This window comes from Mesorhizobium sp. M0001 (genome assembly GCF_040324255.1).
Taxonomy (GTDB): Bacteria; Pseudomonadota; Alphaproteobacteria; order Rhizobiales; family Rhizobiaceae; genus Mesorhizobium.
Map to the genome: position 1 here is coordinate 26,076 of NZ_JAMYVS010000007.1, position 24,631 is coordinate 50,706.

At 62.7% G+C, this 24,631-nt stretch carries 24 protein-coding genes; 9 read left to right on the plus strand and 15 right to left on the minus strand.

The features are described 5' to 3' along the window. Positions 1-4: 4 nt before the first annotated feature. The 9 genes from NKK50_RS19910 to NKK50_RS19950 all read right to left on the minus strand — a co-directional run bounded on the left by NKK50_RS19910 (position 5) and on the right by NKK50_RS19950 (position 11,032). Positions 5-481, minus strand: a complete 477-nt coding sequence (locus NKK50_RS19910) for a DUF4189 domain-containing protein (RefSeq protein ID WP_023687219.1) — start codon at positions 479-481, stop codon at positions 5-7. Continuing rightward, entirely contained in the window at positions 478-1,173 is a 696-nt protein-coding gene (locus tag NKK50_RS19915; protein WP_352543801.1) for a hypothetical protein, read from the minus strand. The genes NKK50_RS19910 and NKK50_RS19915 overlap by 4 nt, the downstream gene beginning before the upstream one ends. 13 nt (positions 1,174-1,186) lie before the next feature. Continuing rightward, positions 1,187-1,762: an invasion associated locus B family protein gene (locus NKK50_RS19920; RefSeq protein WP_023670757.1), complete on the minus strand. Its 576-nt coding sequence runs from the start codon at positions 1,760-1,762 to the stop codon at positions 1,187-1,189. A gap of 9 nt (positions 1,763-1,771) precedes the next feature. After that, positions 1,772-6,493, minus strand: coding sequence for a YadA-like family protein (locus NKK50_RS19925; protein WP_352543802.1), 4,722 nt, complete (start codon positions 6,491-6,493; stop codon positions 1,772-1,774). Position 6,494: 1 nt separating this feature from the next. Further along, the gene (locus NKK50_RS19930) at positions 6,495-6,914 is read right to left on the minus strand and encodes a hypothetical protein (RefSeq protein ID WP_023709820.1); all 420 of its coding nucleotides are present in this window, start codon (positions 6,912-6,914) and stop codon (positions 6,495-6,497) included. Between the two features lie 233 nt (positions 6,915-7,147). Beyond that, positions 7,148-8,083 (minus strand): helix-turn-helix domain-containing protein, encoded by a 936-nt coding sequence (locus NKK50_RS19935; protein ID WP_352543803.1) that lies wholly within the window; start codon positions 8,081-8,083, stop codon positions 7,148-7,150. 808 nt (positions 8,084-8,891) lie between these two features. Next, the gene (locus NKK50_RS19940) at positions 8,892-9,092 is read right to left on the minus strand and encodes a hypothetical protein (RefSeq protein WP_023684556.1); all 201 of its coding nucleotides are present in this window, start codon (positions 9,090-9,092) and stop codon (positions 8,892-8,894) included. A 292-nt stretch (positions 9,093-9,384) separates the two neighbouring features. Beyond that, positions 9,385-10,194 (minus strand): L,D-transpeptidase, encoded by an 810-nt coding sequence (locus NKK50_RS19945; RefSeq protein WP_023735542.1) that lies wholly within the window; start codon positions 10,192-10,194, stop codon positions 9,385-9,387. Between the two features lie 175 nt (positions 10,195-10,369). Continuing rightward, entirely contained in the window at positions 10,370-11,032 is a 663-nt protein-coding gene (locus NKK50_RS19950; RefSeq protein WP_023735541.1) for a haloacid dehalogenase type II, read from the minus strand. 168 nt (positions 11,033-11,200) lie between these two features. On the opposite strand from NKK50_RS19950, the gene NKK50_RS19955 reads away from it, so the two are divergent. The 4 genes from NKK50_RS19955 to NKK50_RS19970 all read left to right on the plus strand — a co-directional run bounded on the left by NKK50_RS19955 (position 11,201) and on the right by NKK50_RS19970 (position 14,344). Next, positions 11,201-12,079: a branched-chain amino acid aminotransferase gene (locus NKK50_RS19955; RefSeq protein ID WP_023673688.1), complete on the plus strand. Its 879-nt coding sequence runs from the start codon at positions 11,201-11,203 to the stop codon at positions 12,077-12,079. 105 nt (positions 12,080-12,184) lie between these two features. Further along, positions 12,185-12,787 carry a superoxide dismutase gene (locus NKK50_RS19960; protein ID WP_352543804.1) on the plus strand — a complete coding sequence of 201 codons (603 nt, stop codon included), beginning with the start codon at positions 12,185-12,187 and terminating at the stop codon, positions 12,785-12,787. Positions 12,788-12,946: 159 nt separating this feature from the next. Beyond that, entirely contained in the window at positions 12,947-13,384 is a 438-nt protein-coding gene (locus NKK50_RS19965) for a c-type cytochrome (RefSeq protein WP_023684552.1), read from the plus strand. A 9-nt stretch (positions 13,385-13,393) separates the two neighbouring features. Further along, positions 13,394-14,344 (plus strand): cytochrome c, encoded by a 951-nt coding sequence (locus NKK50_RS19970; RefSeq protein WP_023705447.1) that lies wholly within the window; start codon positions 13,394-13,396, stop codon positions 14,342-14,344. A 20-nt stretch (positions 14,345-14,364) separates the two neighbouring features. On the opposite strand, the gene NKK50_RS19975 is transcribed toward NKK50_RS19970, so the two are convergent. The 3 genes from NKK50_RS19975 to NKK50_RS19985 all read right to left on the minus strand — a co-directional run bounded on the left by NKK50_RS19975 (position 14,365) and on the right by NKK50_RS19985 (position 17,671). Continuing rightward, a complete protein-coding gene (locus tag NKK50_RS19975; protein WP_023673684.1) occupies positions 14,365-14,754 on the minus strand; it encodes an SET domain-containing protein in 390 nt (129 codons plus the stop codon). A gap of 146 nt (positions 14,755-14,900) precedes the next feature. Next, a complete protein-coding gene (locus tag NKK50_RS19980) occupies positions 14,901-15,527 on the minus strand; it encodes a LysE family translocator (RefSeq protein WP_023692796.1) in 627 nt (208 codons plus the stop codon). After that, the gene (locus NKK50_RS19985) at positions 15,524-17,671 is read right to left on the minus strand and encodes a S9 family peptidase (protein WP_023673682.1); all 2,148 of its coding nucleotides are present in this window, start codon (positions 17,669-17,671) and stop codon (positions 15,524-15,526) included. The genes NKK50_RS19980 and NKK50_RS19985 overlap by 4 nt, the downstream gene beginning before the upstream one ends. Before the next feature lie 114 nt (positions 17,672-17,785). On the opposite strand from NKK50_RS19985, the gene NKK50_RS19990 reads away from it, so the two are divergent. Both NKK50_RS19990 and NKK50_RS19995 read left to right on the plus strand, forming a co-directional pair. Further along, positions 17,786-18,160: an SH3 domain-containing protein gene (locus tag NKK50_RS19990; RefSeq protein WP_023673681.1), complete on the plus strand. Its 375-nt coding sequence runs from the start codon at positions 17,786-17,788 to the stop codon at positions 18,158-18,160. 412 nt (positions 18,161-18,572) lie between these two features. Then, positions 18,573-18,998, plus strand: coding sequence for a Ros/MucR family transcriptional regulator (locus NKK50_RS19995; protein ID WP_023673680.1), 426 nt, complete (start codon positions 18,573-18,575; stop codon positions 18,996-18,998). Between the two features lie 126 nt (positions 18,999-19,124). Here the strand turns inward: NKK50_RS19995 and NKK50_RS20000 are convergent, their stop codons facing one another. Next, entirely contained in the window at positions 19,125-19,553 is a 429-nt protein-coding gene (locus NKK50_RS20000) for a SufE family protein (RefSeq protein WP_023684547.1), read from the minus strand. Between the two features lie 117 nt (positions 19,554-19,670). After that, positions 19,671-20,039 carry a DUF5330 domain-containing protein gene (locus NKK50_RS20005; protein WP_023732038.1) on the minus strand — a complete coding sequence of 123 codons (369 nt, stop codon included), beginning with the start codon at positions 20,037-20,039 and terminating at the stop codon, positions 19,671-19,673. 532 nt (positions 20,040-20,571) lie between these two features. On the opposite strand from NKK50_RS20005, the gene NKK50_RS20010 reads away from it, so the two are divergent. The 3 genes from NKK50_RS20010 (at position 20,572) to NKK50_RS20020 (ending at position 23,501) form a co-directional block, all read left to right on the plus strand. Next, the gene (locus tag NKK50_RS20010; RefSeq protein ID WP_352543831.1) at positions 20,572-22,317 is read left to right on the plus strand and encodes a sensor histidine kinase; all 1,746 of its coding nucleotides are present in this window, start codon (positions 20,572-20,574) and stop codon (positions 22,315-22,317) included. After that, the gene (locus NKK50_RS20015) at positions 22,292-23,080 is read left to right on the plus strand and encodes a peptidoglycan-binding domain-containing protein (protein ID WP_023732036.1); all 789 of its coding nucleotides are present in this window, start codon (positions 22,292-22,294) and stop codon (positions 23,078-23,080) included. The genes NKK50_RS20010 and NKK50_RS20015 overlap by 26 nt, the downstream gene beginning before the upstream one ends. A 73-nt stretch (positions 23,081-23,153) precedes the next feature. Further along, positions 23,154-23,501: a DUF1491 family protein gene (locus tag NKK50_RS20020; RefSeq protein ID WP_023698568.1), complete on the plus strand. Its 348-nt coding sequence runs from the start codon at positions 23,154-23,156 to the stop codon at positions 23,499-23,501. Here NKK50_RS20020 and NKK50_RS20025 read toward each other — a convergent pair. Then, positions 23,488-24,498: a DUF2336 domain-containing protein gene (locus tag NKK50_RS20025; protein WP_023732035.1), complete on the minus strand. Its 1,011-nt coding sequence runs from the start codon at positions 24,496-24,498 to the stop codon at positions 23,488-23,490. The two genes, NKK50_RS20020 and NKK50_RS20025, sit on opposite strands and share 14 nt — an antisense overlap. Positions 24,499-24,631 lie beyond the last annotated feature (133 nt).

A 24,631-nucleotide genomic window follows, 5' to 3' on the forward strand; every position in this document is an offset into this window, starting at 1 on the left:
TGCGTCATGTGCACACCCACTCGCGGATCTTGCATTTTTGTCCGTTCCGCTCGCACGCCTGCAGTGTCAGGTCTTCGGCATCCCGGCGTGTTTGCGCCGTCTCGGCGCCCCAACTGGTCAGCCGCCCTTCCGGCTTCTCGCCTACGGCGAGGGCGCCGCAATGCTTGTAGGGAAAGCCGGTATTGTCGTCATCGTCCCAATGGCGATGATTGCGGAATACGCTGACCACGGCGCAGCTGCCGCCGCCGGCGTTCTGGCAATGCTTCAGCGCGATGTCCATCGCCTCCTGCCGCTTGTCGGCGCCCCAAAAGAAGCCGTGCTTCTCGTCGGGGCTCGAATAGGCGATCGCCGCCCAGATGCCTCTCTCCTCCTGGGCCGGCGGCTCGGGCACGTCCGCCGCCGGGGCTAGGTCCGCCGCGCCCAGCCGCCCGGCGCAAAGCAACAGCATGCCGATCGCCGCAATGGCGGAATTCACCCTCATTGTACGCCTCCTTGTTTACCTGCTGCCGAGGCCACGGAAATGACGACGCAGCTGTTGCCGGTTGGCAGCAGCATCGCGTTGCCCCCTCCATTGGCCAGTTCATAGACGCTGATTTGTCCAAGATTGTTGGCGAGCTTGCTGTCTTTCGGAAGCAGGGCCGGAACATCGGCGCAATTGGCCGCGAATGGCGCCACCCTGACCATCGTACCTTCGCAAACGGATGCGGTGGGTGCCGCGAACACCAGGCCTGCCGCCGGGCCGCTGTAGCCCTGTGTAGCGTAGTTCATGCCGACCAAGGCTTCCACGAGGTGTTTGTCGGGGGCCTCGTTGTTCCAGATCGACTGGACGCTGTACGTCGTGCCGGTCGTCAGCATCTGCCCAAGGGCTGGGAAAATGTTGGAACAAGACTGCAAGCCTGCCTCTTTGGCGTATTGCAGAAATGGCGTCTCGGCCAGGGCCGGATTGGGCTGGTTGGTCTCCGCGACCGCCGGCTGCGGCAATAAATTGTGGAGCAGGTCGTAGCGCATGGCCGCGAAGCCGGCCGTGGCGACGACGGCAATGGCGAGCAACGAGAAGACAGCGGTCCTCGCGCGGTTTCGTTGCGGTCTGCTCCGGTCTTCGATGCCGACCCGGACAGCATCCTTTCCCTGGTTGCGGGACATTATCCGGTCATGGATCGATTGCTGGTTCATCGCGATTGCCTCGTCAATTGATCGCCGCAACGGCCGCGGCCAAGCCCTTGAGGGTCGCGGTTACGTTGATCGTCCTGCCATCCGTGGTCGGGAAGGAGATGACGGATGCCGCGGCCTTCGAAATCTGTTCGCGCATGATCGGACCAACCGGCAGCATGCCGACGCAGACGGCCTGATTGCATCCGTCGAGTTGAATTTTTATCGGCTCCTTGCGCCCCTCGAATGTCAGCGAGACAGGAGCGTCGCTCTTGGCGATCGGCGGGGCGCGCAAGATCATGTAGGGGTTGCCTTCCTTGGTGGCGGCAAGCGACCAGCTGAACGCAACCTGTCCTGCCTGGTCCTCGATGATCTGGGTGACATTGCAGACCTTTTGGCGCGCCTTCAGGTTCTCGTCGCAGATCAGCGTCCAGTTCTCGAACGGACGGGTGGTCCGTTGATATTCGCCAAGCTTCGCATCCGCAGGGATCGCTACGTCGGAAGGTTTTACCCTGTAGCCGGAAGGGATTGCTTCCTGCCCGGCCGCTAACGGGCCGGACAGGAGCATTGACGTCATGGATATCGCGACAGCAAGGACTGCCTGCCTAATCATGGCCGGGCTCTAGTTCAGCGTAAGGCTGACGCCCGCGCCGACACCCCAGTGTCCGCCTGCCGTCGTACCGGACAGGTTCGCTCGAACACGTCCTTCCTCGCTGGTGTAGCCGGCGCCGAAGGCCAGGGCGCCTTCACCGCGCCAATAGCCTCCGCCGGCGGCCACGCTCAGCTTGCCGGGACGATCGTCGTAGCGCAGCGAGCCGGCCGCCAAGCCGATTGCCGCAGCCTGGCGCGCCTCGCCCCTGACCTCTCCCATGTCCATGTTGAGCTGGCTGAGTTTGGAGTCCGCATACGCATTGGCTTGCTGCAGCGTGGTGGCCGCCACCTGGTTGGTGTAGTTCTTCGAATTGTCCAGGTTGAGTGCTAACCCGCTGTTGAACTGCTGAACATTGACCGCATCGGTGTTGGCAACGCCCGGCCCGACATTGTGGATGACCACCGGCGTGTTGGGATCGCCGCCGGCAAGGGTAATCGAGTTGGACTTGTTGCCGTTCCCGTCCTTGTCGTACTGGACGGCGAACTGGTTGAGGTCGCCGACGCTACCCTGCATGGCTTCGACCGCCTGGTTGGTGGCGAAGAGCTGGCTGCCGTTGATGGCGTCGGTGGAGGTGCCGCTGATCCGGCCCGCCGCGACATTGGTGACGGTGCGCTCGTTGCCGACGGTGCCGACGCTGACCGTGCTCGTCGGAGCTGTTCCGGCGAAGGTATAGGCAACGCCGTTGATCGTGGTGCCGGTGGTGGCGACCGCCGCCGCCGTCGTCGAGCCCGCGCCGAGCGCGACGCTGCCCGGCTCGTTGGCCTTTGCGCCGGCGCCGAGCGCCACCGCCTGCGCTCCGTTGGTGGTCGCGTTGGTACCGAGGGCGATGCTGTCGGCCTGGTTGACCGTCGAATTCTGGCCGATCGCGATGCCTCCCGGCGCCGTCTGCTGCACGATGGCGCCATTGCCGATGCCGATGCCGTTGTCGCCATTGACGGTGGTGCGCGGACCGACCGCAACCGAATCGACGCCGACCGCAAGCGAATCCGCGGCCGTCGAATTGGCGTGGAAGTACAGGCTCCCCGTCACCGCGAACGAGCTCAGCGCGCCCTTCAACTGGCGAAGCGTGACCGCGTCCTGGTCCTGCGTGCCGTCGGCCACGTTGATGATCTGGCGGTAGGAGGTGGAGGTGCCGACCGAGACGGCGCCGAGCAGGCTCATGTCCGCGGTGTTGTAGGGAATGAGGCCGGTGCCGGAGAGGATCGATCCCGATACGGGTGCGACCGCCCGATCCGAAACCGAGCCGGCGCCGAGCGCCACGCCGCCGATGACGCTGGCCTGGGTGTCGCGGCCGAGCGCCAGCGTATTGTCGGCGCTCGCGGTCGCCTGGTAGCCCAGGGCGGAAGAGCCGATCCCTTGCGCGAAGGAGTCCGCGACGGCAAGCGTCCTGTCGTTGGTGCGCACATAGCGTATGCCGTCGCCATTGGCGTCGGTGTAGGCCAGCGAGGTGTCGCCGGCAATATTGCTGATCGAATTGCCGAGATTGGTGATGTCAGCAGTATTGGCAGCGATATCGGTGGTGTTCTGCGTCACCTGCTGGTTGGTCGCAAACAGCTGCGAGCCGTTGACCGCATCGGTCGAGGAGTTGCTCAACTGCCCGGCCGCGACGTTCTGGATCTGGCGTTCGGCGCCCACCGAGCCGACCGAGAATGCACCCGCGGGCGTCGCGCCGGCGAAGGTGTAGGCAACGCCGCCGATCGTGGTGCCGCCGACCGCCGTGGTCGCGGTCGACACCGCATTCGCGCCGATCGCCACGTCGCCGGCATTGTTGGCCACAGCATTCGGGCCGATGGCAACGGAATCCGTCCCCAGCGCCTGCGAATCCGCCAGCGTCGAATTGGCGTGGAAATACTTGATGCCGCCGCCCGTGCTGATGCTGTTGATCGTGTTGCCGAGATTGGTGATGTCGGCGGTGTTGGCGGCGATGTCGGTCGTATTCTGCGTCACCTGCTGGTTGGTGGCGAAGAGCTGCGAGCCGTTGATCGCGTCGGTCGACGAATTGCTGAGCCGGCCCGCCGCGACATTGGTGATGGTGCGTTCCGCGCCGACCGCGCCGACGCTGACGGTGCTTGCCGGCGTCGTGCCGGCGAAGTTGTAGGCGACGCCGCCGATCGTCGTGCCGGCGGTGCCGACCGCCGCGGCGGTTACCGAGCCCGAGCCGAGCGCCACGTCGCCGGCGTTGCTGGCATTGGCGAGGGCGCCCAGCGCGATTGCATTCTGGGCGCCGGCATTCGCTCCTACGCCGAGAGCGGTCGCTTGAAAGGCGGTTGCAAACGCGTTCTGGCCGATCGCGGTGCTGGACGTGGCTGTGGCATTGGCGTTGGCACCGACGGCGGTGCTGTATTGGCCCGAGGCCTTGGAGATGTATCCCATCGCCGTTGCGTCAAGCGCCGATGCGACGGCGCCGCTGCCGAAGGCCGAGGCGTTGGCGTCGGAGGCGCTCGAATTGGTGCCGGCCGCGATGGCGTTTGTCCCCGTCGCGGTCGCGACTGGTCCGATAGCAACGGAGTCCGTGCCCGTTGCGGACGAGTCCGCCGCCGTCGAATTGGCGTGGAAATACTTGATGCCGCCACCGGTGCTGATGCTGTTGATCGTGTTGCCGAGATTGGTGATGTCGGCGGTGTTGGCGGCGATCGCCGCCGTGTTCTGCGTCACCTGCTGGTTGGTCGCAAACAGCTGCGAGCCGTTGATCGCGTCGGTCGACGAGTTGCTGAGCCGGCCCGCCGCGACATTGGTGATGGTCCGCTCCGCGCCGAGCGCGCCGACGCTGACAGTGCTCGTCGGCGTCGTGCCGGCGAAGCTGTAGGCCGTGCCGCCGATCGTCGCGCCGCTGGTGCCGACCGCCGTCGCGGTCACCGAGCCCGAACCGAGCGCTACGTCGCCGGAGCTTGCCGTCGCCGTCGCGCCGTTGCCCAGCGCGACATTGCCGGCAAGGCCGGCTGCACCCGCCGTCGAGCCATTGCCCAGCGCCACGGAGCCTTGCCCGACGGCCTTGTTGTTGTTGCCGATGGCAACCGCGCCTGCGGCCTGGTTTGCGGCTGTGGCGGTTGCCGTGCCGTCGCTGTTGGCGATGTTGTTGGCGCCGCCGGTGAAGGCGCCGGTGCCGCTGGCATAGCTCGGATCGCCGATGGAGACCGCGCCGTTGCCGTAAGCCGTGTTGCCCGAACCGATGGAGACGGCCTTGCCGCCGGTTGCCACCGCATTGGTGCCCATGGCGACCGCTTCGGCCGAATCCGCCTTGGCGTTGTTGCCCACGGCGATGGCGCTCGTGGCGCTGGCGGTGGAGAGGGCGCCCAGCGCAACCGCATTCTGGGCGCCGGCATTCGCTCCTACGCCGAAAGCGGATGCTTGAACGCCGGTTGCAAACGCGTTCTGGCCGATCGCCGTGCTGGACGTGGCGGTGGCGTTTGCGTTGGCGCCGACGGCGGTGCTGTATTGGCCCGAGGCCTTGGATATGTACCCCATCGCCGTTGCGTCAAGCGCCGATGCGATGGCCTCACGTCCTACGGCAGCGGAATCGGCGCCGCTGGCGACAGTTCCCCAGCCTACGGCGGTCGCATAGTTGTTGCTGGCCGTGGAACTGGTGCCTAGAGCAGTGGCATTCCCTCCCGAAGCGACGGACAACGTGCCCAAGGCGTTGGAGCCGGCTCCAGTGGCATTAGCCTGAACGCCGAGTGCAACGGAATTGACACCGCTCGAGATCGTGCCTTGGCCCAACGCCATCGCGCCACCCGCTCCTGTAGCCTTCGCATTCAGGCCAATGGCAACCGCGTATTGCGCCGACGAAACGGACGAACGTCCCATCGCAATGGCATCGACCTGGGATGCTGTCACATCTGTGCCTATGCCGACCGCGCCTTGGGCCAGCGCTCCCGTTCCGGCCGCGGTACGTGAGCCGAGATAGACGGAGTTTATCGCCGTAGCAGTCGACTGGAATCCGATGGCGACGGCATTCTGGTTGCTTGCTACGGCGCTGTTACCTTGGGCAATCGAATCCACGCCGGATGCCGTTGCCCCGAACCCGAGCGCGGTGGCGCGCAATCCGGTCGCCCGGGTAACAGGGCCGATCGCGGTCGAGTTGACTCCGTCGGCACGCGCATTATTGCCAAAAGCGGCCGCGCTTGTGGTTGCAACCGAATTGACGCCAATAGCGCTTGCTGCGTCCCCGTTGGCCTTGGCGTTCCCGCCCACGGCGAGGGCATTGACGCCGGTTGCGCCTGCGAAGACACCTATGCCTATGGAATTGAGGCCATTGACACCCATCGCATAGCCGATGGCGATCGTGCCGTCGCCCGTTGCACTGTTGGAACTGCCCAACGCCACGCTGTTATTGCCATTCGTCGCGGCGCCGTTACCGATGGCGACGGCGTTGCCGCCGGTCGCCGAACCGCCGCCAGCCTGATATTGTGCCTGGGCCGGTGTGGCGAGGCCGAGCGCGGCGATCGCGGCCAGGCCGCCGAGCATGCTGGCCGGGCTCACGCCACAGGCCAGAGCCGAACGCACGCTGGTGCAGCTTCCCAATGTTCCCAGACCCATATTCTTGCGACCGAATCCAAGAACCCGGTGAGCCATGCGCAGCACCGCCATCAGGCGGCGCCGCACCGAGCGGCTGTCGGCCGCGCCCGCGATCCAGTTTCCGACAAAGCTTGAAGAAAGTTCGATCCTTCTCCGCCCCTCGACGCATTTGGTCATGCTAGTTTTTCCTCGCAATTGCCGAGGCGCTCTGATGTGCCGCACCATTCGCCTCGGTGGCCAAAAAATCTTCGAAATTGCGCGTCTTCTCCCGCAACGAGAGACCGACCTTCGCGCCTTGTTTTTCAATCAGCTGATAGGCGCTCGCGACCCATGGCTGCGTCGGTTCTGGAACCGTATGCAGTGCAGCCTCCGTCCGTTCCGGCGGCAGGTTTACCGCCACCAGCGCGCGGCAGAGATCGAAATGAAATCCCGGATCGCCTTCACCACAAGCCGGAGAGGTCAGTCCAAGCACGAAACAGGCCAGGAGATGGTCGAGTTCCGCAGCGCTGATCCGGCTGGCGTATTGGCGTTGCAGTGCAGCCCAGGCCGCTTCGGCCTTAGGCGCGAAGACCTCGATTTCCGCGAATTGAATGTCCATGGGACAATCCGACATGCTGTATCATCTGGTTGCTCCCCCGCCCCAAATGACTTCCATCGCGACCATGAGCACATTCGCGGTGCAGGTATTTTGGAATAATCCGGAATCTTTGTAGGAAAATCCGGTATTTGGTCCCTGCGCGACGACTGTGACTGCTCTGCCACACAACCTTCGACTATACTGAAGATCAATCGAGGTATCGCCGCGGACTATCATGCGCGCCGCAACAGTCGTTAACGTTGCAGCTTCACCTGCCTGGGGGTTCTGTTCCGGTATCTGGACATGGTGACTGTCAAGTGGCTCTGGTCCGAGAATCCACTGAGATGAGCGACTTCCGCAATCGACAGGTCGCTCTCGATGAGAAGTTTTTCGGCGAAATCGAGACGCAGCCGCAGCAGGTATTTGTGCGGCGGCTCGCCAAAGGTCTTGGTGAATGCCAGGATGAAATGGCTCGGCGAAAGGCCACAGAGTGCGGCCAGCTCGGCCACCGCGATCTTGCTGGAAAAATTTACCTCCAGGAATTCCCGCACCCGCCGGGCGCTGCGGTTCGACAGACCGCCCTTTGGGGCTTGTGGCAACTTTCGCGCTCCTGCGTAGTTCCGAAGCAAATGGACGCCGAACATGGTGACCAACGAATCGACATAGAAGTCGTTTGGAGTTTCCCGATCCGTCAGTTCCGCCTTCAGCAACTGCGCGAGTTGCAGCGCTTGGAAGTCGACGGTCCCGTACGGCGGCGGCTGAAGCTCGGCATGGCCGGTGTCGAATTCACGCGTTGCCAGCTCGAAGAGACTCTGGGGGGTGAGCGCCACGATTGCGCTTTCCGTGGTGGATGACCGGGTCACCTTGCCGCCGAGGTCGGCTGGGACGATCATGATCATGCCGACGTCGCCGTCGTATTCGTGGACTTTGTCGCTGCCCAGCGATGCCGCAATCCCTGGTGAGGGTGTAAGCAGAACCGAAGCGAAATGTTCCGCCGCTTTGAATGTGTGTGATCCCGGCCCATGAACGACATGAGCCGCGCCGCCTCGAAACGTGACCAGGTAGCGCCCCGCGCTTTCCGGAATTCCGTCGAAGATGCGACGATCCGCGCGCCGCCGCTCTGTCCCGGCGCTTTCCTGGACGTTGCCTCTATGTTGCATCTTCGTCTCTGCCACTGCTGCGCCGATCAATCCAATCCTGTGCTGTATCGAGGCGCCCAGAATTCACGTTTGCTCCTGGGCGTTCCTTCGAATCCTACAGATGCTGCTTTATATTGCAAAGAAGAATTTGAGCTCAAATGAAAATTTTACCAGGATTTTGACTATAAATTTACAGGTTTGAATTTTTAGCCAAGGCTACCTGACTATTTTCCGATCTTATCTTACCATTTTGCCTAGTTATTGTGCATAGTGTGCCGTCGCAATCAGCGTTGTATTCCGAATATAGATCGCGCGGCCATTGACAGAGCTGGTCGACTATCTGTCATTGCCACGGACGATCCGGCAGCAGTTATCGCCCGAATCATGGCTTCTTTCCCTTGTGCTTCTTCATGGCGGTGGCCAAATGGCCTTGATCCGAAAATCCCGCGAGGTAGGCGACTTCGGCGATGGCGACCCTCCGGGAGCGATCCAGGGCTGCGGACAGAGCATATCCCGCTCCCCCGCATGGTTGCTCTTCTGGGATTGGCATTTTCGGGGATTATGTCCGAGGGCGTGCCGATCGACCCGATCGGCGCCTGCGCTGCGTTCCTGAACCTCGCCCGCATTTTTCATTCAGCCTTGCCTCAGCCGCTTTGCCAGCCCATCGAAATTCCGTGCCGTGCAAACAGCCAACCCGGAAATCCGGACGGTAATTTGTATCCCCCATAGTCCTGCCCAAAGGCAGCGTAGCGCATCCCGTGGATAGAAAAAACATTGTAGGTGAAGAAAAAAGTTCGCGCGAGAAAAACATGGCCTGGCTTGGCCGGCGCTACGGAATTATCCGGCTCACGCAGGCCTGCTAAAGATCGCCTCGGCGTTTCTCGTACAGATCCCAGGACAGCTCGACCATGGCCAGAAGAACGTCTTCCTGGCTCCACCCGGCGGCAACCGCCGCCTCGACAATTCCGCGGACGAGCGGCAGCAATTGGCGCTCGCATTCGGCCGACAGGTTGGCCTCGGCGCCGTCGGCAGGCGGACTATCGAAATCAAATCCCACCATCGGCGTTCCCCCGCCATCAATGATCTAATGAAATGTATGTCTCTGCAATCATACTCCCGTCTAATATACATCAATCGGTAACGAAACACAGCAGCGTCGAGATTGACAGGGCATGGCCGCCCCGATTGCAGCGGCTCCATGGTTCGTCTGGACGTCTTTTTTGGCCTCCTGTTGCCGGCATTGCATATCTTGGATGCGAACCCCAGGCATTCGCGTAAAGCTATCGGAATCCTGGCGGGGGTTTGCCGCATGGAGCGGCGAACCTGCCGCTTCATGACATCGATGAAGTCGATCAGGTCACCGGGCCGAGCAGGACCGAGCCATCCGGCACCCCGCCATCGATCGGGATGGCTCTGCGGTTTGCGCCCGCCGCCATCGGCTGGCCGATGTCGGACGTCACGATGACCGGGCTCTTCGACGGCACGCGGTCGTAGAGGTCGATGATGTCCTGATTTATCAGGCGCACGCAGCCTGACGAGACGGATTTGCCGATCGAGTTCCATTCCGGCGAGCCATGCAGGCGGTAGAGCGTGTCGACGTTGTCGTGGAACAGGTAGAGCGCGCGGGCGCCGAGCGGGTTCTTGAGGCCGCCGGGCATGCCGCCGTTCTTGGCGCTGTATTCTTCCAGTTCAGGCTGGCGGGCAACCATCTCATCGGGCGGCGTCCATTTCGGCCATTTCTGCTTCCACTGGACGACGGCGTCTCCCGACCATTCGAAGCCGGCGCGGCCGAGGCCGACGCCGTAACGGATCGCCTGGCCGCCTTCGCGCACCAGATAGAGGAAATGGTTGGTCGTATCGACGATGATGGTGCCTGGCCGCTGGCCGGTCGGATCGGGAACGATCTGGCGCAGGAACTGCGGGTCCATCTTCTTGATCGGGATGGCCGGGAGCTCGAACCCGCTGTCGGAAATCGGGCCGTACATCGTCGCATAGTCGCCGAGCGGCGGCTCGTCATAGGTCGGCGGTGGCGGTTCGACCGGCGCCGGCGCCGGTCCGGTGGTGGTGCAGGCGGAGACCGCAATCGAAGCGGCGCCAAGGGCTGCAGCATTCAGAAAGCCGCGACGGCTCAGGCGATAGGGGTCGATTTCGGTCTTCAACATGGTTGCCTTTTTTAAGTCTCGAATCGCAAGAAAGCGTGAATGCCTTCAAGCGGCGCAGTGGTCGGCCTCCCCCAATGCCTGACGCGATAGGCGGTTCCGATTCTGGCCTGAGGGTGGACAAACAAAGGCGAAGCTGTGACCGCCCTGCCACTGTTGCTCGAAGGCAACAGAGTGATCAGCCGCCGGTCAGCAGGCCTTCAAGCGACGGCAGGATCAGCGCCGGCGGGAAATCCCGGTATTCCTCGGGCTGGTTGGCGCGGTTGATCCAGACGGTGCGAAAGCCGAATTTGGTGGCGCCGGCGATGTCCCAGCGGTTGGACGACTGGAACGAGACGGCGCCCGGATAGAGCCGCCAGCCCGTCGCCACCATGTCGTAGGTCGACGGGTCGGTCTTGAAGCGCCTGACGGCGTCGACCGAAAAGATATCGTCCAGCACCTGGTCGAGGGCGGCCGACTTGACCGCCGCTTCCAGCATCTCGGGCGAGCCGTTGGACAGGATTGCGAGCTTGGCGCCGGATGCTTTCAGTGCCTTCAGCACGGCCGGCACTTCCGGATAGCAGTCGAGCCGCCAATAGGCTTCGAGCAGCTTGGCCTTCATTCCCTTGTCGGCGGAGGGAACCTTGCGCAGGGCGAAATCGAGCGCCTGTTCGGTGAGCTGCCAGAAATCGGCATAGCCGCCCATCAGCGTGCGCACCCAGGAATATTCCAGCTGCTTGGCGCGCCAGATTTCCGAAAGCAGCGGGCCGTCGGGGCCGATCTCGCCGTCGTGACGGCGCACGGCGGCGTGCACGTCGAACAACGTGCCATAGGCGTCGAAAACGTAAGCCGCGTAATGCATGGCGACAGTTTTGAGGGCAGGCGGCGCAAGGTGCAAGCATCGATTGTAGTCTTGATCGCTTTCTTGGGGCGCTCTGGCCTCAACAAAAACCGCTCCATGCCGGTTGACGGCGCCGGTCAAAGCATCTTCCAATGCTTGGCACAGGCAGCTTTGAAGCGGAACCGAACAATGACACTGGCGACTGCGGCGCTATCGGCGACATGGACCTTCGTCGACGGCGACTGGTACGAAGGCAACGTCGCCATTCTGGGTCCGCGCAGCCACGCCATGTGGCTCGGCACCAGCGTCTTCGACGGCGCCCGCTGGTTCGAAGGCGTCGCCCCCGATCTCGAGCTGCATGCCGCTAGGGTGAACGCATCGGCGACCGCGCTCGGCCTCGCGCCGTCGATGAGCGCCGATGAGATTGTTGGACTGACCTGGGACGGGCTGAAGAAGTTCGACGGCAAGACAGCGGTCTACATCAGGCCGATGTACTGGGCCGAGCATGGCGGCTACATGGGCGTGCCGGCCGATCCGGCCTCGACCCGTTTCTGCCTCTGCCTCTACGAATCGCCGATGATCTCGCCGACCGGCTTTTCGATCACCGTGTCGCCGTTCCGGCGGCCGACCATCGAGACCATGCCGACCAATGCCAAGGCCGGCTGCCTCTATCCCAACAATGGCCGCGCCATCCTCGAAGCGAAGGGACGCGGCTTCGACAATGCGCTGGTGCTGGACATGCTGGGCAATGTCGCCGAGACCGGAACCTCGAACATCTTCCTGGTCAAGGACAGCCACGTGTTGACGCCGGCGCCCAACGGCACCTTCCTGTCCGGCATCACCCGCTCGCGCACCATGACGCTGCTTGGCGATTACGGCTTCAAGACCACGGAGAAGATGCTGTCGGTGCGCGACTTTCTCGAAGCCGATGAGATCTTTTCGACCGGAAATCATTCCAAGGTCGTGCCGATCACCCGCATCGAGGACCGCGATCTGCAGCCCGGGCCGGTGGCCAAGAAAGCGCGCGACCTTTATTGGGAATGGGCGCATTCGACTTCCGCCGGTTGAGCCGCTAAAAGGCAATTGGCGCTTCATTCCGGAGTTGTTCCAGATCAATGCAGCCCTATCTTAATCCGGTATCCGCACCGGATTTTTCCATGAGGAGTATGACCGATGGCTTTTGAATTGCCCGCCTTGCCCTACGACTACGAGGCCTTGCAGCCTTACATGTCGAAGGAGACGCTGGAGTATCACCACGACAAGCACCACAAGGCCTATGTCGACAACGGCAACAAGCTGGCCGCCGAAGCGGGCCTCGGCGATCTGTCGGTCGAAGAGGTGGTCAAGCAGTCGTTCGGCAAGAATGCCGGCCTCTTCAACAACGCAGCCCAGCACTACAACCACATCCATTTCTGGAAGTGGATGAAGAAGGGCGGCGGCGGCAACAAGCTTCCGGGCGCCCTGCAGAAGGCTTTCGACGCCGACCTCGGCGGCTACGACAAGTTCAAGGCCGACTTCATCGCCGCCGGCACCACGCAGTTCGGCTCGGGCTGGGCCTGGGTCTCGGTCAACGACGGCAAGCTGGCGATCTCCAAGACACCGAATGGTGAGAACCCGCTCGTCCATGGCGCATCGCCGATCCTCGGCGTCGATGTCTGGGAACATTCCTATTACATCGACTACCGCAACGCGCGGCCGAAATATCTCGAGGCCTTCGTCGACAGCCTCATCGACTGGGACCATGTCCTTGAAATGTACGAAGAGGCGAAAGCCTGATCGACCCAGAGAAGCCCCGGTACTCCGGGGCTTTTCTTTCTCAGCTGAAGCAGCAGGCACACAAAATTCGGCAGAATCCGGCCGGCGGACAGGGAATAATCCCGGCCCGCCCTCCGTTAACGTTAGGTCGCGACCCCTCATCATCCTGGAGCCAATTGAATGAGAAAGCTTGTTATCGCCATCTCTATGCTCAGCCTCGCCGCCTCGGCGGCTTTTGCCGACCCGATCCTCGACCGACAGGGACTGATGAAGGAACGAGGCAAGATCGTCGGCGGCCTGTCGAAGATCGCCAAGGGCGAAGCGGACTTCGATGCCGCCGCCGTGCTGACGGCGCTGCAGGCGCTGCAGGTCAACGCGGAAAAGTTCGATGTCGACACGCTGTTCCCGGCCGGCAGCGACAGCGGTGATACCACCGCCTCGCCCAAAATCTGGAAAGACATGGCGGGCTTCAAATCGACCGAAGACAAGTACCTCGCCGACGTCAAGGCCGCAGTCGCCGCCGCACCCGCCGATGTCGATGCGCTGAAGGCGCAGATCGATACGCTCGGCAGTGATTGCGGCACCTGCCACAAGACCTATCGGGTGAAGAAGAGCTGATCCCGGGCAATGCCCTTGTGGAAAAAATTTGTCGGCGCCGCCCTTGTCCTGGGCGTCGTCGGTGCCGGCGCCGGCTGGCTGTTGTCGGCGCCGGTCAAGCTCGACACTGACACCCTGGCGCAGCTCGGCCCCGGCGACGCCGCCAGGGGCAAGCGCATTTTCAATGCCGGCGGCTGCACCTCCTGTCACGCCAAGCCGGGCTCGCAAGGCGACGGCCGTTTGCAACTGGTCGGCGGCCTCGAGCTCAAGACGCCGTTCGGCACCTTCGTGCCGCCCAACATCTCACAGGATCCCAAGGACGGCATCGGCGCCTGGACGGTCGAGGACCTTGCCAACGCCATGCTGAAGGGCGTGTCGCCGTCGGGCGAGCATTTCTATCCGGCCTTTCCCTACGCGTCCTACGCCCGGATGAAGCCGGCTGATATTGCCGATCTCTATGCGTTCCTGAAGACGCTGCCGGCGGTCGCCGGCAAGGCGCCCGACAATTCCCTGACTTTCCCCTTCAACATCCGCCGCGGCCTCGGCCTGTGGAAGCGGCTCCATCTCAGCAAAGAGCCGGTGATTGCCTTTGCCGATGGCACGCCTGATCTGGTACTCGCCGGCCGCTATCTGGTCGAGGGGCCCGGCCATTGCGGCGAATGCCACACGCCGCGCGACATCACCGGCGGCACCAGGAAGAGCCAGTGGCTGGCTGGCGCGGCGGCCGCCGAAGGCAGCGGCATCGTGCCGAACATCACATCGGGCGAAGGCGGGCTCGGTGACTGGTCGGAAGCCGACATCGCCAACTATCTCGAAACCGGTTTTACCCCTGATTTCGATTCGGTCGGCGGCGCCATGGTCGACGTGCAGCGCAACATGGCCGAACTGCCGCCGGAAGATCGCGCGGCAATAGCCGCCTATCTCAAGGCGGTGCCGCCGCATCCCAACGGCTACCCGGTGCGCAGCAAGCCGGCCAAGTGATCCCGGCCACAGGTGGCGATCTACAGGTGGCGATCGCCGAGGAAGTCGAAGCCCGTCTCGAAGAAATGGCTGTAATTGCAGGTCAGTTCCTCGCCGGGTGCGATGTCGCGCAAGGCATAGGTTTCCTCGGGCGAGGAGACGTCGCAATTCGGTTCGTCGTCATGGTTCATGTAGCGGGCGTCGTCGGCTTCGAAGACGATGTAGTTCGGATCCCGGCGGTCTGGATAGGAATAACGGTCGAGATAGTTCTTCACCGGGCCGCTCTCGCCTTCATAGGTCTCGACGTCGATGATCCGGTCGAATCTGGGGTCGAGCTTCCAGACCAGCGTGCCCTTGGCAATGTGGTTCCTGGCGAAAACCCCGATGCCCTGGATCGGTGATTTCTCGAGATAGGTGTCGACGAGCAACATAGTGGCCCCTTTGCGTATGTCATGGTCTGGAAGGTGGCGCGCATTGGGTAGCGCGCAGCCATTGCAAATGCGAGTGAAAATGAGCAGCCTGGAATTCAAAAAGTGACGACCGGCGCGCCTCGACGGGCGCGCCTTTCGCATCGACATCAGCGCTGCTGCAAGGCCAGACGGACGCCTAACGCGCAGTAGATGCCGCCAACCACCTTGCCTTGCCATTTCACCACCGACGGATTGCGGCGCAGGAACGTGCCGAGCCGGCCCGCACTCACGGCAAAGACGACTGTGCTGAAAAGGCCGAGCAGAACAAAGATTATGCCCAGCGTCATCAGCTGGAGCATCACCGATCCGTTTTCAGGCCGCACGAACTGGGGCAGGAAGGCGAGGAAGAAAAGCGCCGTCTTTGGATTAAGCACTTCGGTCAGGACAGCTTGACGAAACGCCTTGCTGGCGGAGATCGCGAGTGCGCCGGCAGTAGGGTCGGCCGGTATTCTCTCGATGATTGCGCGAATGCCGAGGTAAACGAGATACGCCGCGCCGATGTATTTTACGACGCTGAACAGCGTTGCCGAAGTGGCGATGATCGCCGAAATGCCGACCATCGCCATGATGGTATGGAACACATCGCCAGCCGCGACGCCCGCGCCCGTCGCGACGCCAACCCTGGTTCCGGAACTCGTCGCTCGCGCGACCGTCAAAAGCGTGGCTGGGCCTGGAATAAACACAAAGCCAAGCACAACCGCTATGTAAGCCGTCAAGGTGGATAGATCGATCATTGCGACGCCTCCGTTGCATTCTCAGCCTTGCCCGTAACCTCGGGTTCGGGCTTGGCCGTAACCTTGAGCGCGAAGGAGTAGGTATAGGCGATCTCCTCCAGCCTTGAAAAGCGGCCGGAGGCGCCGGCATGGCCGGAATCCATGTTGATCTTGAACAGCACCGGATTGTCGCCGCTCTTGCGCTCGCGCAGCCGCGCCACCCATTTGGCCGGCTCCCAATAGGTGACGCGCGGATCGGTGAGGCCGGCCAGCGCCAGGATCGGCGGATAGTCGTGATCGGCGACATTGTCATAGGGTGAGTAGGCGGCGATCGTTTGGTAATCTTCCGCCGACGCGATCGGGTTGCCCCATTCCGGCCACTCCGGCGGCGTCAGCGGCAAACTTGCGTCGAGCATGGTGGTCAGCACGTCGACGAAGGGAACCTCGGCAACGATGGCGCCGAAATTTTGCGGCGCCATGTTGGCGATCGCACCCATCAACATGCCGCCGGCCGAGCCGCCTTGCGCGACGATGCGGTCGTGTTGGGTGTAACGCTCGGCGACGAGATGCTGCGCGACGGCGATGAAATCGGTGAACGTGTTCATCTTGTGCGCCCGCTTGCCGTCGTCATACCAGCCATAGCCCTTGTCCTTGCCGCCGCGGACATGGGCGATGGCAAAGACAAAGCCACGGTCGACCAGCGAGAACCAGTTGGTGTTGAACGCCGCCGGAATGGCAATGCCGTAAGAGCCGTAGCCGTAAAGCAGGCACGGTGCGGAGCCATCGAGCGGCGTGTCGCGGTGGTGCAGCAGCGAGACCGGCACCAGTTCGCCATCGGCGGCCGGCGCCATCAGCCGGCGCGTGACATAATGATCCGGATTGTGACCGGACGGCACTTCCTGGGTCTTCAGCAGCACACGCTCGCGGCTGCGCATATTGTAGTCGAAGACCTGCGCCGGGGTCGTCATCGACGAATAGGTGAAGCGCATGATCTCGGTGTCGTATTCATAGGACCCCGACAGGCCGAGCGAGAACGCCTCTTCGTCGAACGAGATCAGATGCTCCTCGCCGCTGCGGCGATCGCGAACGACGATGCGCGGCAGCCCTTCCTTGCGCTCGAGCCTGACCATATGATCCCTGAAGCCGACCACCGACAGGATCAGCCGGCCTGGCTCGTGCGCCACCAGCTCTTCCCAATTGGCGCGAACCGGGTCATTAGCCGGCGCCGTCATGATCTTGAAGTCCTTGGCGCCGTCGGCATTGGTGAGGATAAAGAAGATGTCGCCGCCTTCTTCCAGATCATATTGCAGGCCAGTCTCGCGCTTTGCCACCAGCTTTGGCTCGGCGAAAGGCTCATCGGCGCGCATCAGGTGATATTCCGAGGTTTCGTGATCGTTGATCCCGATCATGATCCATTCGTTGGAGCGCGTGCCGCCGACATCCATGAAGAAGCCGGGATCGGTTTCCTCATAAATCAGCCGGTCATTAAGGGGGCTGCCGCCGAGCGCGTGGAACAGCACCTTGGACGGGCGATGATTGTCGTCGAGCCTTGTGTAGAAGAAGCCGTCATCGGCGGCATTCCAGACGCCGCCACCACTGGTGGCCTCGATCTGGTCGCTCAGTTCCTTGCCGCTGGTGAGATCGCGCACGCGAAGTGTGAAGAATTCAGAGCCCTTGTCGTCGAACGCCCACAACAGCTTGCGGTGATCGGCCGAATGGTCGACGCCGCCGAGGCGGAAATAGGGCTTGCCCTCGGCTTCCGCGTCGCCATCGAGCAGGATCTGCTCATCGCCGCCATCGCGCGGCATGCGGAAATAGCGGGGCTGTTCGCCGCCAAGCTTGAAGGATGAGCCGTAAGCATAGGGGCCATCCTTCATCGGCACCGTCGAATCATCTTCCTTGATGCGCCCCTTCATCTCGCCGAACAGCTGCTTCCGAAGCTCTAGCGTATCGGCCATAAGCACTGCTTGATAGGCGTTTTCGGCTTCGAGATGGGCGCGGATGCGGCCCTCAAGCAGGGAAGGGTCCCTGAACATCGCCTGCCAGTTCTCGGCCCTCAGCCAGGCATAGTCATCTGTGCGGGTAATGCCGTGATGCGTGTCGAAGACGGGGTGTTTCTCGGGGCTCGGCGGGCTGGCGGTCGGAAAAGCTGAGGTCTTGGTCATTGCGTCTCACTGAAGAAATTACTTGAATGGCAAATGAACACGCCGATCAGCGCGGGTTCAAGGGCCGGGATGTATTGGTTGCGGCGGGCTCGGGAGATGAGCCAAAAGGAGAGGATGATGAATTTCCATATCAACACCGCTGCGGCTCTCGCCGTCGTCGCTTCGACCGTTCTGGCTTTCACCGGCCAGTCTCATGCAACCGCGTTCGCCGCTTGGCAAGTGGCTGGCGTGCCGTTCGGCGACACGCTCAACGTTCGCAAATATCCGTCCGGCACCTCGCGGAAGCAGGCCGCCTATCCTAACGGGACGATCCTGCAGATGACCGGCAAGTGCACCGGCGGCTTGAATCTTCTGGAGATCGCCGGCCAGCCGCACTGGAAACAGAAACAGGCAATTCGCTATCAATGGTGTCAAGTTTGGCACGACCCGGCGCAAAATGGTGGTTTTGTTAGTGGCTGGGTCTATGGAAAATACCTCACGCCGTATTGAATCCGGTCAGACCGAAGATCTTCTTCGGCGTGTTTCGCCAACGCTTTGCAACTTACAGTTTGGTACGAATCCGACAATCAGCCGCCCAAACCTCGAAGCATAGACCAAGCATCGCTGCCCACTTTATGAGTCCTTGCTGATTTAGCGGTGGTGTGACCTTACGTCATGCTAGTCCTGGTCCGACCAGAAAATATCGCGAAGTTACAGAGTGCACGAAAGATTGAAGCTGAAGAGCGACTATTCGATGAATATCGTTGAATATAGCGCAAGATGCGAATTGACTTACTTTGTCTGTGGGCTCATTAAGATGCCCGGACGCGAATCCATGAAGCTCTTCCCGCGTGAAATTCGCGCCATGCCCGATCTTCCAAAAAGGGCGCAAACAGAAACATCCTTCGTTGGGGCCTAAACCATGGATATCGTCGAAACACCTTCCAGAAATAGCGATGCGCTGATCGAGCTGACCGCCGATGTGGTGGCAGCCTATGTCAGCAACAATCCCGTGCCGGTCGGCGAATTGCCGAACCTTATCGCTGATGTCCATGCCGCTCTCGGGCGCGTGGGCGGAGCAAGCGAACAGCCTCCGGCCGACAAGCAGAAGCCTGCGGTAAACCCGAAGCGCTCTGTTCATGACGATTACATCGTCTGCCTTGAAGATGGCAAGAAGTTCAAGTCGCTGAAGCGCCACCTGATGACCCATTACGGTCTGACGCCCGATGAATACCGCGAGAAGTGGAATCTCGACGCCAGCTATCCGATGGTTGCCCCCAACTATGCCGCTGCCCGTTCGCAGCTGGCCAAGAAGATGGGCCTCGGCCGCAAACGCAAGGGGCGGTAACACCGGCTCCAATGGACAAGATCAACGGCGCCCCTTACGGCGCCGTTTTGTTTCTAGAACAATTCCAGGAAAACTGCCGAGCGCTTTCTCTTGGGAATTGCGTCGAAAGAAGAGAAGATAGAGCAATCAAGCAGTCTGCTTGAGAGCCATCTCGGCGTCGCGCTTGATGCGCTTGACCATTGAGCGCAGGCCATTGGCCCGCTGCGGCGACAGATGTTCGTCGAGGCCAAGCGACCTCAGCGTCGCCTCGGCGTCCGTTTCAAGGATCTGGCTGGCAGTCCGTCCCGAAAACAGCGCCAGCATGATGGCGACCAGACCGCGTACGATATGAGCGTCTGAATCGCCTGTGAAGGTGATGACCGGATCGGCGCCCGGCGCTCGGCTCGTGGTCAGCCAGACCTGGCTGACGCAGCCCGGCACCTTGTTGGCGGCGTTGCGTTCGGCGTCGGGAAATGGCGGCAGCGCTTCGCCGAGCTCGATCACATAGCGATAGCGGTCTTCCCACTCGTCGAGCAGGGAGAAGTCGTCGCGGATCGTCTGGATCGTCGTGGCCATTGCTCGGGATATAGTCATCCGCGGCTGCGGCGTCACGGAAAAAGAAGAAAAGCACCGCAGGCATCGAGAGGTCCGACCGGCCTGCGGTGTCGCTGTAGATACCAGCTGAAACGGTGTTTAGTTCTTCGCCACCAGCTTGGCAGGTATGTTGACTGTCGCCGGCAGCACGATGTCCTCGGCGACGCTGCCGGTGGCCAGCGATGTATCGGGCGAGGTCTCGGCGCTCTTGTCGTCCAGCATGGCGGCGGCGATCTTGGCGGTTTCCTTGGCCCGGGCGCTGATCGTATGCATCGCCGACTTGCCGGTTTCGCAGACGTCCGGCTTACGCTCGCAAATGCCGGCGATGTCGCCGACCGCTTCGCGCGCCGCAAAAAGCGCCTGGAACGGCCCGACGCTCTCGCGGCCATCCTCGTCGGGGCCGACGGTCAGCGGCAGCGCCAGCAACACCAGCGAAAACCAGAACGCCATTCTTATCAAAAAGCCCATCGATCTGCCCTCTCGTCCAATGACCGGATCATGCGTCCATGCGCAATGACCTCTTTATATCAGCGACAATGGCACATGAGGCGCAAAGGACGGCTTTCTTGCTCAGTGAAAATTTTCCTCAAATTTTAGGCAAATTCGAAGCGAGGCGTTTTGCAGTGCATTAGCCTCAAATGCCGCCAATTTTCTTAACCTTGCAGTAACCATCTAAGCGATTGTTGCGCATGGATATCTTCAGAAGAGCAGGCATGCCGGCTCAGGGTTTCGCAGCCACGGGCACGCCCTTTGCACATAACGCTCCGTTTACTATGGCTACAAATGGCGGTGCATTCCGGTGCCGGCGCTCCAATTTTTGCCGCAGCGCGCTCGTTGTTCCGGTCAGCCTTATTCATTCCTTAAACGCTGGATGCGAGTTTCAAACAAGCAAAAGCGACCTGCAACGCAGGGGCAGTCACGACCGGGTGCGAGTGCGTTGAGTTTGACAACTGCCAGATATATTGAACTGCCTGGCGCGCTGGCGGCCGGTTGCGAACGCATGGTCCATCCGGCCATCATCGGCCAGGGCGATCGCCTGCGCCAGCGCCGGTTCATCGGCATCATGCTTGCCGCTCCGTTCTTCGCCGCCGGTGCGGCGGTGACACTGGTCACCTCGGGCATGGGCGCCGCCGTCACCGTCGCAACCATTTTCGCCGCCTTCGGTCTTTGCTGGTTCGCCGCCTTGCTGGTGGCGGCGTCGGGCAAGATGACGCTGCCAGCCCAGGTTGCCCTTGCCGCCGGCGGTCTTGCGCTTGCCGGCGCCGTCGCGGCAGCAGGCGGCCTGGCGTCGCCGGTTGCGCTGCTGGCCCTGGCACTGCCATTCGAGGCCTGGTGGATCGGCGGTTCAAAGCGCGCGGCACTTTGGGGCGGCCTCTCGGCCTTGGCCGCAATGCTGCTGCAGCCCTTTGTCGCCTCTGTCGTCCCGCTCGGCGGGGCGCAAGTCGCGGCGTGGCACTGGCTGCTGCCGCTCGCCTGGGGCCTGACGCTGGTTCCCCGGCTCGCAGCCCTAGGCGATGCCGCACGCGCGCAGCCCGCGCTGCTTCCAAACGACCGCCTTGAAGACATGATCGACGCCGTTGTCCTGCATGTCGCCCGGCATGGCGAGGTCCTGGATGCCTCAGCCAAGGCGCGCACCATCCTGAAGCTGCCGCCGGAACTGCTTTTCGGCGCCGGGCTGTTCGACCGCATCCACCTGTCCGATCGCGTCGCTTATCTCAGCGCGCTTGCCGACATGCGCGATGGCGCCCTGGCGCGCCGGCTCGATCTTCGGGTAAGGCTGCCGCAGGACGGCAGCGCCTCGACGGCCGACAATTACCGGCCATTTCAGCTCGAACTGATGCGTGCCGAAGAGCAGCAGGAGACCTTCACTCTGCTGCTGCGCGAGAACGACGAGACTGCCGAATTGCGCGACGAGCTTGCTGCCGCCAATGAGGCCGCAGCGTCGGCCGAGGTGGCAAAGGGCCGCTTCCTGGCGGTCGTCAGCCATGAGCTTCGGACGCCGCTCAACGCCATCATCGGTTTTTCCGACATGCTGCTGCATGAGATGTTCGGCGGCTTCAAGGACCCGCGCCAGAAGGAGTATGTCGGCCTGGTGAAGGAGTCGGGCCAGCATCTGCTTGCCGTCGTCACCTCCATCCTTGATGTCTCGAGGATCGAGGCCGGCGCCTACGCGACCGAGCCCGAACCGTTCCGATTCATCGAAGCGGTCGAGATGTGCCAGTCGATGATGCAGCTGCAGGCGAATGCCAAGAACATCGGTCTCCAGGCGCAGATTGCGCCGGACGCCGGGGAGATCAATGCCGACCGTCGTGCCGTGCAGCAGATCCTGATCAACCTCGTCTCCAATGCGGTCAAGTTCACGCCCGATGGCGGCAATGTCGTCGTCGGCGCCAAGCGGATCGGCTCGCGGCTGCATTTCTGGGTCAGGGACACCGGCATCGGCATCGCCGAGGAAGATTTTGTCAATCTCGGCAAGCCGTTCATGCAGATCCAGAACGACTATACGCGCCGCTTCGAGGGCACCGGGCTCGGCCTGTCGCTGGTCAAGGGCCTGGTGGCGCTGCACGACGGCACGATGTCGATCGAAAGCATGCCGGGCGAGGGGACGACGGTCACGATCAGCCTGCCGGTGAACGGGCCGAAGAGGAGCGCGACCGAGAGGAACGGCGTGCTGCCGATGCCCGCGACCAGGACGAAAGGCGACGCGAAAGGGGACAGGAATGGCTCGCTCCGCAAAACAGCCTAAGGCGGTCAAGCGCCGCAGCGGCGCGTTCGAGGCCGGCGCGATTGCGCTGGGCGGCGCGATCTCGCGCAATCCGGTCCTGGTCGGCGGCTCGACCGCCTTCCTGGTGACGCTGTTCTACGTTTCCGCCAACGCGCTGTGGTACCAGCCGTTTCCGCATGCCGGCGCCTTCTTCGCCACCCGCAGCATCGAGGGTTTTCCGCACCCCGGCGCGGACGAACCCGAAACCACCATCAACATCCTGCGGCCCGGCCCGGCTCCGGTCAAAAGCGATCCGACCGTCGAGCAGGTCCAGGGCATCCTGAAGGATCTCGATTTCTACACGGGAACGGTCGACGGCATTTCCGGGCCGAATACCCAAAAGGCGATCCAGGCATACCAGCAGAAAGTTGGCCTGCCGGCCTCCGGTGAGATCGACGCCGTCCTGCTCGACCAGCTCGGCGCCAAGCAGACAACGGCTGGCATCCCGCATCCTGTGCCGAGGCCCGTGGATATGGCCGCCGCTCGAGTTGCCGCGCCCGAGGCCGCGCCTGCGCCCATCCCGGTTTCCGCGCCGGTATCCGCCCAGGCGCCCGATGCCCGCATCGTCAAGATCCAGGCCGGCCTGAAGGCATTCGGCAATGACGACATGCAGCTCGACGGCGTCGTCGGCGCCCGCACCAAGGCGGCGATCAAGGAATTCCAGTCGCTGTTCGGCCTGCCGGAAACGGGCGAGCCCGACGAGGTCGTCTACGTCAAGATGCGCGACATCGGCCTGACCAATTGAGTGGTCAAGACGACCGCTCGCGGATAGACGAAAATCCGGCTAAGACGCCGCGCATGTCCTCCGGAGCCTCGTCATGCGCGTAACCACCGAGTTTTGGGTGTCGGCCCTGCTGCGCCGTGTTTTCGGCGCCGGCGGCTTTGCGGCCGTCGTCAAGCGCGGCGCGACCGAGGCCGGCGCTGTCTTCGTGCTCTCCCGCGGCAGGCTGGGCGACGTCTCCCTGTTCGGCCCGGCGCCGCAGACGAGCTACGATTCGGACAAACCGGATGATCGCTTTTTCACGCTGCTAGGCGCCGGCGACGATGCCGCCGCGCTTGACGCCAGGCTTGAGCGGGAGAAAAAATTCGATCCCGACATCTGGGTGGTCGAGATCGAGGCCGGAACGGTTTCCGTCGAGGAGCTTCTCTCCGTCAAGACGCCTTGAGGCTGGCCCCTAAGCTGGCTTTGTCGACGTCCGGCGCTTGGTCGCCATTCGCGGCGACAGGGGTGTTGCCGCGCACCGCTCGCGACAATGTTTCGGCCTTCCAGCCGCGCACCTTGTCGAGCGCCGCCTCGTGGTGCAGCAGCCGGTAGCGGTCGAGGAAGATGCGGATCGCCTGCGGGTGCGGAAACTCCCGGGGGTAAACCGCGACCACGATCAGGAATGCCCTGTCCTCACTGAGGTCGAGCGCCCGCAGCGCGGCGAGCAGCGAGACATAGCTCGAATGCTCGGTCAGCGACCGCGCCGTCGAGAAGTCGATATCGAGCGCGTCGGCAAGCGCGGTCTGGAAGAAGGCGGCGTTGCCGGTCAGCGCCGTCTCGCGCAGTTTGCTGTAAGTTGCTGAGCCGACGAAGGGAGTGACCGATGTCGCCTCGCCCTCGGCGAGCATCATCGAGCGCAGGCGGCGCCTGGCGGTTTCGGCGGCGCTGCCGGGCAGTTTTGGTGCGCTGGGAGCGGCGGCAGCGGCTTCGGCGCCGTCGCCCGCCACGTCGGCGATCGGCTCGGGCTGCCGCACGCGCACCAGAGTCGGCTTTTCCAGCGCCTTGATCAACTGCGCGATGGTCGGGTTCAAATCCTTGCGGCGGGCAATGGCGCGCGCATGCGGCAGGCCGTGGCGGCCGATCAACGCGATCAGGTCGATGTCGCCCAGCGCCCGCGAACGGACCAGCAAGGGCGCGCAGACATCGACCGGCTCCTCGCAAAGCCGCCGCACCAGGGCGGCCGGCGCATATTCGCATTCGGACAGGGCGGCGGCGACATAGCGGCGCGATTCGACCGGCACGCTGTCGAACAGCGGCAGCGTCAGATCCTCGAGCTGGGCGATCTCGCGGCGCGACGGGCGGGTCAGCGAGCAGAACGCCGACACCGCGGCGCGAAACAGCCTTTCGGCTTTTCCCGATTCCGTCCGTATGGCGATTTGCCTGAAATCCGAAGCTGACACGGAAGATACGCCCGACACTCGACACAACCCGGACCATGCTCAACCGCAACTGTGTCGGTTTCGCGTGAGGCCTGGAACAAACATCAAATTAGCCGCGATCCGTTAGCGCTCCGTTAACCCTCTGCCGGCCTTA